1 protein-coding gene and 1 pseudogene are annotated in these 1,163 nt (G+C 55.4%); both read right to left on the reverse strand.

Translation table 11 applies throughout. The features are described from left to right. Positions 1 to 440: 440 nt before the first annotated feature. Positions 441 to 848, reverse strand: a complete 408-nt coding sequence (locus C7C56_RS11495) for a hypothetical protein (protein ID WP_146204436.1) — start codon at positions 846 to 848, stop codon at positions 441 to 443. 96 nt (positions 849 to 944) lie between these two features. Then, a pseudogene (locus tag C7C56_RS29315) lies at positions 945 to 1,163 on the reverse strand (hypothetical protein); the annotation flags it as partial.

Genomic DNA, 1,163 nt, shown 5'->3' on the forward strand with positions numbered 1-1,163 from the left:
GCTGCGGTACCGTCCGATCCCGGCAAGTGCCGCCCGGAGCGGACATTCTCGAAGTGTGGGTTCTCTTGTGGCGGCCCTGGACAAAATTATTCTGACTCTTCCAGGCGCACCGCTCCGAACGCAGCCGCTGAGGACACGATGTATCCGAGGACTTCCGAACATAGCCCATGCGTCCCGTATGCGCATACATAGAAACCGTAAGCCTCAACCGATGCGAAGGCACTAGGCAAACCAAGGCTCCCTGCCACCCTGTATTCGTAACCAGCATTTACCGGGATCGCAGCCCCATTGCCGGCTGCTTTCAGTATTCTGTCCGCGACCTCTGGGGATAATATTTCGGTCGAAATTCTGTACTCGTAACCCATCACGCTCCTAGAGTCAGGGAATGACCGTTCCTGGCCGATCACTGCCAATGGCCGCTGCTTGGAGGCGATTGCCGATTAGCGCTTCCAAATCAACTCTAAGTCACCATCGACAAACCCGATGGCCACTGCTCTTGCGTCCTTCAGCTTTGAGGCGGTAGCCGATGACGTGCTGAGAGTGCTCGTCAGGAGCCCCCTAACATCGTCCAGGCATCCTTCCCAGGCCCCGTCGGCAAACGCTCTGGGAATAGAAATCGAGCGTGGATTTGCCACCCATATCTCACTACAAGCCCAGTCGGAATTGTCCGTGTCAAACTCGTCTGCCCCGATCAGCTCGATGCCATATTTTGCATCTCCAGGAGGTAGCTCGAAGAGGTTAAATGAATACGCGACCACAGTCTTTGGCACTTCTGAAGCGAGCGCTGAGACAAGCCAACCATTAAATTCTTCAGAAAAACTCATGCTCAGTTCCAGTTGATCGTGCATGCAATGACTGTCCGTTCTTGGCCGACAACTGCCGATTGTACTTGACGGCTGCACGGTACGGTCCGATCTCGGCAGCTGCCGCCCCGACGCGGACGCTCAAGACTGCGAACCAGGCATGCTCTGTTCAATGCTGCCTTTTGTTCTTTCGCTCAGAAATATCGCTGCTCGCTCCGCCAAGCGGGCATCGGGCGACCGGATTTTAAGAATAAGCGGCGACGTCGCAACTGGATCGATGTGAATTTCCGCGCCCTGCGTAGAGTCTCGAAGAATCAGAGAAAGTTCCGTCCACTGTGTGTCCTCGGGAGTGCGACTGTT

This window comes from Massilia glaciei, assembly GCF_003011895.2.
In the GTDB taxonomy this organism is placed as follows: domain Bacteria; phylum Pseudomonadota; class Gammaproteobacteria; order Burkholderiales; family Burkholderiaceae_D; genus Telluria_A; species Telluria_A glaciei.